The sequence below is a fragment of the Rhodococcus sp. ENV425 genome (genome assembly GCF_002887785.1).
GTDB lineage: Bacteria > Actinomycetota > Actinomycetes > Mycobacteriales > Mycobacteriaceae > Rhodococcus > Rhodococcus aetherivorans.
In genome coordinates this window covers 14,614-21,069 of the sequence record NZ_PCZU01000050.1, presented here as the reverse complement: position 1 = coordinate 21,069, position 6,456 = coordinate 14,614, and the positions used below count along the sequence as shown (strand labels likewise).

The following is a 6,456-nucleotide window of genomic DNA, read 5'->3' as shown; positions in this document are numbered from 1 at the left end:
AATCTCGCCGACCAGTCACCACACGCGCAGCGGCCTCCCGTCGCCCCGTTCCGGGGCACGGGAGGCCGCTGCGCTGCACGGGCCGAATCCGCGCCGGGCGTGTCGGCCGTCATCCGCTGCGAAAACGGGACCTTTCCGGCATGCTGGCCGGGTGGATGGCGCGTGCGGTGAGCGTGGCGGTCATCCGGGGAACGCCGCCGAGCGACGAGAGGGACACCGATGGACGACACCGCAGCAACGAGGGCACGCTCCGCCACGGCGAGCCGCACCCCGCAGGAGACCCCCGAGCTGTCCTCGGAGGATCTCGCCGCCGTCGTGGAGGCGCTGACCGGCCGTCCGGCAGAAATCCCGGAGTCCGAGCCGGCCCCGAAACGACGCCGATCGCCCCGCAAGAAGACCTGAGCCCCCGGCCGCCGACCTCGTCGGTCCCGTAGCGGGCGAACCTCGCGAACACCGCTCCGCGGCACCGCCCGTGCGCGGCTACCGGGACACCCTCGCGGCCACTTGTCCGAAATGACCGTTTCCGTAACTCGCTCGCAACACCCGCGCCGCGTGGCAGAAACCGGACCGGCACATCGTGGATACCCGGCGCACCGAGAACCGTGCGCGTGAGGAGAATCTGCCGTGTCACCCACGATCGACGCCGGGGCCACCGCGTGGCTGCTGGCGAGCACCGCCCTCGTCCTGCTGATGACCCCGGGTCTCGCCTTGTTCTACGGCGGGATGGTCCGCTCCACCGGCGTCCTCAACATGATCATGATGAGCTTCGTGTCGATCCCGCTCGTCACGGTCACGTGGCTCGTCGCGGGCTACACGCTCAGCTTCGACGACGATCTCGGCGGCGGAGTGCTCGGCGGATTCGCACACCTGGGGATGAGCGGTATCGGGCCCGACACCGTCCACGGCCAGGTACCGGAACTCCTGTTCGCCACCTTCCAATTGACCTTCGCGATCATCACCGCCGCCCTCGTCAGCGGGGCGATCGCCGACCGGGCCAAGTTCTCCGCCTGGATGCTGTTCGTGCCTGTCTGGGCACTGCTCGTGTACGTCCCTGTCGCCCACTGGGTCTGGGGACCCGACGGCTGGATCGCACGGCTCGGCGTGCTCGACTACGCGGGTGGACTCGTCGTCGAAACCGTCTCCGGAGCGTCCGGTCTGGCCCTGGCACTGGTGCTCGGACCAAGGCTGGGATTCCGTTCCGAGTCCATGCGGCCGCACAACCTCCCGATCGTCCTGCTCGGCGTGGGCCTGCTGTGGTTCGGCTGGTTCGGATTCAACGCCGGCTCCGCCCTGGCCGCCGACGGCAAGGCCGCCGCGGTCTTCCTCAACACGCTCGTCGCCGGGTGCACCGGCATGCTCGGGTGGCTGTTCGTCGAACAGCGCCGCGACGGGCACCCCACCACGTTCGGCGCCGCCTCGGGCGTGGTCGCCGGCCTGGTGGCGATCACCCCCGCGTGCGGCACCGTCGGTGTTCTCGGTGCGCTCGTCGTCGGCGCGGTGGCCGGCATCGTCTGTTCGTACGCCGTGGGCTGGAAGTTCCGCCTGGGCTACGACGATTCGCTCGACGTCGTCGGCGTGCACCTGATGGGCGGCATCGTCGGCACCGTTCTCGTCGGCGTGCTCGCTACCGCCGTGATGACCGAGGGTCCGGAAGGATTGCTGTACGGCGGCGGCTTCGCGCAGCTCGGCAAGCAGGTCCTCGCGGTACTGGTGGTGGGGTTCTACGCCTTCGGCGTGACCTTCGGCCTCGGCAAGCTGATCGACCGCACCTTCGGCTTCCGGGTCAGTAAGGAGGACGAGGCGTCCGGTATCGACCTGGCCCTGCACGCCGAATCCGCCTACGAACACGGCGTGCCCGGGCACGGGGCGATGGGCGGGGTCAATCCGCTGCACTCGGTCTTCCCGTCCCAGGCACGGGAAGACGCCGTGCCCGGCGACGACGAGCGCTAGGGTGTGTTTCATCAGCGGTCGGGCCGGAGCCACTGATTGATGGCGGCGATTCGGACGGTGGCGGTATAGCGGACCGCAAGTTTGTCGAATCTGGTTGCCACCGCGCGGTTCTGCTCGAGCGTGTTGATACCGCACTCGACAGCATGACGCTGCTTGTAGTGCTCGGTGTCGAACTCCGGCGGACGTCCACCGGACGACCCCTTCCGCGTCCGGTGGGCAGCCTGATCGGACTTGACCGGAATGGTCGCGCGGATACCGCGTTTACGCAGGTAGGCGCGATTTCCAGTGCTGCTGTATGCCTTGTCGGCCAGCACACGATCCGGCCGGGTACGCGGCCGGTCCGCGGCACACCGATCCCGTCGAGAACCGTGGTGAACTGCGAACTGCCCCCGCTGACCGGCGGTGACCACGCTCGACAACGGTGTGCGGCCCTGCTCGCAGGCCAGATGGGTCTTGGTGGGCCACCCACCACGCGACCGTCCCCACGCGTGATCCTCCGGTTCGGTCTCCACCCCGCCGGGTGGCTCTCGATCTGCTGATCGCCGTCCCCGCGGGCCCCGGCCGCATGCTGGTGCGCCCGCGCGATGGTCGAGTCGACGCCGACGTCCCACACGATCGCGCCGGCAGCGTCGGCGAGTGCCTGCAACGCCGTCAGGATCTGTGCCCACACTCCGCCGCGCTGCCGGCGCCGGAACAGCCCGTACACCGTCTGCCACGGTCCGTACCGGGCCGGGACGTCCCGCCAGGGGGTACCCGTGTGGGTCCGCCACCGGATGCCGTCGATGGGCTGGCGTTTCGTCCATTTCGGCGGGCGGCCCGCCTTCTCCCCCGGGGCAGCAGCGGGCCAACCACGACCACTGCGCGTCGGTCAGGTCTGCTCACCCCGGCCGATGCCGATACCGTGTCCGGTCACGGCCGAGACCACCGGGCACCGCCCGGAGGCCTGCCGGCATCCTCGACGAGGGTGGCCGCCGTCCGCGTGGCGCAAGCCTGGCGTCGAGCCGAAACCGGTGGTCCTCGAGAGGTTTCGGCACGTGCACACCGCGGAATGCCGGGAGCACCCACCTCATCGCGACCGCCCGTGGTGATGAACGGGGGGCAGGGACAGCTGTCGCCCCCAGGCCGTCGATGGCGGTGTCACCAGGCTGCTCCCTCCGGGTCCGCGGGCGCACCCAACCGGCCTCGGGCGGGCGAACGATCCGCCGCCCACCCCGGTCGAGAGTTCCGTCGGCGAGAAACAGGTATCCCTCCGGGTCGTTCGGCCGATGCCCTCGGGCCCCACGGCGGGCAACGATACGCCCTGACACACACTGCGCAGGCCGGGTTCCCTGGTGGCGCCGACACCGTTCGTCGTCGCCCTTCGGAAATGGACCCGTCGCGTGGACTGCACGAAAGGGGCCCGCACCGATGACGGCAGAATCGTCCGGCTGGGGGGACTATGTCACGGCGGCGTTCTCCCGCGATTTCGTCGCCGAGGGATTCGACTACGACACCGTCGAACAGATCCATCGCGGCGTCTTCGACGAGTGGCGGGTTGCGCTGGCCCGCTCAGGTCTGTTCACCAACCGCGCCGTCGCCGAGGCGGTGCGCTGCTGGCAGAACAATCCCTCCTCCCTGTTGGACGCCCTGCTCGCGGACGCGGACGAGATGACCGACAAGCGCTACCGGACCGCGTGGAACGCACTGGACCGAACTGCTGCACACGACGGCTCCGTCCGGGCCGCTGCCCGGTATGCATGAGCGCTTCCGGCGGTCGAGCGGTCTGCAGCACGCCCACGCCGCGAGCGGACCCACCGGCCGGCGAGACCGCCATGCTCCGAAACAGTACGTCCGGTCTCGCTGGGCGCCGATCGGGCAGCTGCCGCGATCGCCCCGGCAGTCTTTGTCGGTGCGTGCGCCCCCGGACCGGCACCGTGTCCAGACCCCGACGTCGGCACCGCCGGTGTGCCGACGCCTCAGGAGATATGTGCACGCCGACTCGGACTCCACCTCGGCAGCGTGCATAGTCCCCCGGCCCACGCGTGCCCGACCCGTCCGGGGGCGCAAGAACGAACTGATGTGAGGACCATCGTGACGACCACCCCACCGTCGGAACCCGGCGATCTCGACGGATGCGCCGCGCCGCACGGGCCAGGAGTCCCCCTTCGCCCCACCCAGGTGCGTGGGCGGCACTTCCCCGGAGCCAGCGTGCAGGCGCAACTGCTGGCGCGATCGCTCCAGCTGACCCTGCGCCCTGTGCTCTCACTGTGGGCGCGCGCGTCCGGGCTGCCGTGGCCGACCAACCTGATCGAATCCGTCGGAAACCTGCTGCCGCCGATCGAGGGCACCCGGTGCCGACCCGCGACGCTCCCGCACTGCGGCGCGCTCTGGGTCCAGGCCCGCGACGTCGGTGCCGACCGCGTCGTCCTCTACCTGCACGGCGGCGCGTTTCTGTGCTGTGGCCTGCGCACGCACCGGCGCCTCGTCTCGCGCATCTCCGCCGAGGCACAGGCACCGGTGCTGATGGTCGACTACCGGATGCTGCCCACCCATACGATCGACGACGCCATCGACGACAGCATCGACGGGTACCGGCTGCTCCTGGCCACCGGCTACCGGCCCGAGCAGATCGTGATCGCCGGCGACTCCGCCGGCGGGTACCTGTCGTTCATGGTGCCGCTGCGGCTCCGTGACGAGGGCCTGCCCGCCCCCGCAGCCGTTGTGGCGCTCTCCCCGCTGACCGAGTTGGATCCGGCCCGCAAACTGGCACACCCCAACGCGGACCGGTGCGCCCTCCTACCCGCCACCGCCGCGGCGGAACTGTCCCGACTCGCCCGACGCCTCGAAGCCCACCGGGCGACCAGCCCCTACACCCGGGCCCGGCTGTGCCCGATCGAGCACGATCTGCGCGGCATGCCCCCGACGCTGATCCAGGTGGGGTCGGACGAGCTGCTGCTGCCGGACGCCGAAACCATGGCCCACCGGCTCACCGACGCCGGCAGCTACTGCGAGCTGCAGATCTGGGACCGCCAGGTGCACGTGTTCCAGGCCGCGGCCGATCTGCTGCCCGAATCCCGGCGGGCCATCGCCGAGATCGGCCACTTCATCCGGTCCATGGTCCCGGCCCGGGCACCCGGCGCGGTACGCCCCCAGAAGACACCGGGATGCCCCGCATAGCATGCGGTTTCGGGACCGGAGTGGGACCCGCGCCCGCCGACTCGCCGACCGATTCCGGCGTGACGAGTTCCGGGGCGGCGACACGCCTCCGCGTGGGTGACCCGGCCGCCGGTGCCGGGAGGTAGGCCCGCTTGTGATCTACCCGCATCACCGAACCAGGTAGGTGTATGGGCCGATCGGCCGTTGTCCGCCTCGTTCGTGACCGGAATGTTATGGAGTGTTCCGTCCGAGCGGCACCTGGATCCCTCGGACACCGTATGACACGAAGGACTCCATTTCATGGCCAAGCACAGAGTGCGTCGGGGCAACCGCCTGCAGGTCTCGACCACAGGACTGCTGATCGCCGGGGGTGTGACGATGGCAGCATGCCTGCTTCCGGCGTCTCCTGCCGCAGCGGAGCCGATCACGATTCCCGGGATCGGAACGTTCGACCTCCCCCACACGCCGACGCTTCCTCCGGCGCCTACCCCTGCACCCCTCCCCGACACGGCACCCTCACTGCCGCCGTCGCCGTCGACCCACGGTGCGCGGGCGCTCGCCGCGGCCGAGTCGAAGATCGGCGCACCGTACGTCTGGGCTGCGGCGGGGCCGGATGCATTCGATTGCTCGGGTCTGGTCCAGTGGGCGTACCAGCAGGTCGGGGTCGTCGTGCCGCGCACCACCTACGACCAGCTCGACGGGGGACAACCGGTGGATCGGGCACACCTGCAGCCTGGCGATCTCGTCTTGTTCAACGGAGCGCAGCATGTCGGGCTCTACGCCGGGAACGGCACGGTCGTCCACGCCCCCACCGCCGGGCAGTCGGTGAAACAGGCACCACTGGACTCGATGCCGTTCTACGCGGCCCGCCGGTACTAGGCTCGGCCGCATCGGGTGCCTGTCGAGAATCAGCCGGTACGAGGGGTGAACGGGTCCCGGGGCCCGACGAAGCTCCGATCCGGTGCACGGTCCGTGAGCCATGCTCACAGGGTGCAGAGGTGATCGTCGGGTGTGCCCGAACGCCGTGGTGGGCGGCGTGTGCAGCCGCGGTGGCGATCGGTGGCGCATCGAGAACCAGCGATGAGACCTGGGGTGAGCCGGCCCCCCAGTCCACGATCCGGCGGGACAACGCGTCGATCCGCGCCTTGCGCCGGACCTTCCCTCCCTGCGGGGCGCTCAGGGATATCGGTACTGCGCTCGTTCGGTGGGAAGTCGCACTCGACGGGATCCGCCACCAGGAGCACGCGCGTGCCCCGCGGGAACATCCCAGGCCAGAAACCTGGCATACCTGACTGCTAAGTGTTTTTCGTCAGTGCGGGCATGTGTTCGCCTCCCGATCGCCATGCTGCTCCCGATCGTGGGTTCCGTGCG

General features: G+C 70.1%; 5 protein-coding genes and 1 pseudogene. 5 read left to right on the top strand and 1 reads right to left on the bottom strand.

Annotated elements, in window-relative coordinates:
* The first annotated feature begins 219 nt into the window (after positions 1-219).
* On the top strand, positions 220-402 hold the full coding sequence (locus CQZ88_RS04005) for a hypothetical protein (RefSeq protein WP_102799281.1): 183 nt from the start codon (positions 220-222) through the stop codon (positions 400-402).
* A 222-nt stretch (positions 403-624) separates the two neighbouring features.
* Entirely contained in the window at positions 625-1,950 is a 1,326-nt protein-coding gene (locus tag CQZ88_RS04000; protein WP_102799280.1) for an ammonium transporter, read from the top strand.
* Positions 1,951-1,961: 11 nt separating this feature from the next.
* On the opposite strand, the pseudogene CQZ88_RS32360 reads toward CQZ88_RS04000, so the two are convergent.
* Positions 1,962-2,822, bottom strand: a pseudogene (locus CQZ88_RS32360) (IS5 family transposase).
* 535 nt (positions 2,823-3,357) lie between these two features.
* On the opposite strand from CQZ88_RS32360, the gene CQZ88_RS03990 reads away from it, so the two are divergent.
* The 3 genes from CQZ88_RS03990 (at position 3,358) to CQZ88_RS03980 (ending at position 5,964) form a co-directional block, all read left to right on the top strand.
* Positions 3,358-3,690, top strand: coding sequence for a hypothetical protein (locus CQZ88_RS03990; protein WP_006943112.1), 333 nt, complete (start codon positions 3,358-3,360; stop codon positions 3,688-3,690).
* A gap of 330 nt (positions 3,691-4,020) precedes the next feature.
* Complete coding sequence (locus CQZ88_RS03985; protein ID WP_251550066.1) at positions 4,021-5,106, top strand: alpha/beta hydrolase; 1,086 nt, start codon at positions 4,021-4,023, stop codon at positions 5,104-5,106.
* 279 nt (positions 5,107-5,385) lie between these two features.
* Complete coding sequence (locus CQZ88_RS03980; protein ID WP_102799278.1) at positions 5,386-5,964, top strand: C40 family peptidase; 579 nt, start codon at positions 5,386-5,388, stop codon at positions 5,962-5,964.
* The last annotated feature ends 492 nt before the right edge of the window (positions 5,965-6,456 follow it).

Bases quoted from the DNA above. Each gene is read 5' to 3' on its own strand.
- CQZ88_RS04005 (WP_102799281.1), top strand. From the start codon at position 220: ATGGACGACACCGCAGCAACGAGGGCACGCTCCGCCACGGCGAGCCGC.
- CQZ88_RS03990 (WP_006943112.1), top strand. From the start codon at position 3,358: ATGACGGCAGAATCGTCCGGCTGGGGGGACTATGTCACGGCGGCGTTC.
- CQZ88_RS03980 (WP_102799278.1), top strand. From the start codon at position 5,386: ATGGCCAAGCACAGAGTGCGTCGGGGCAACCGCCTGCAGGTCTCGACC.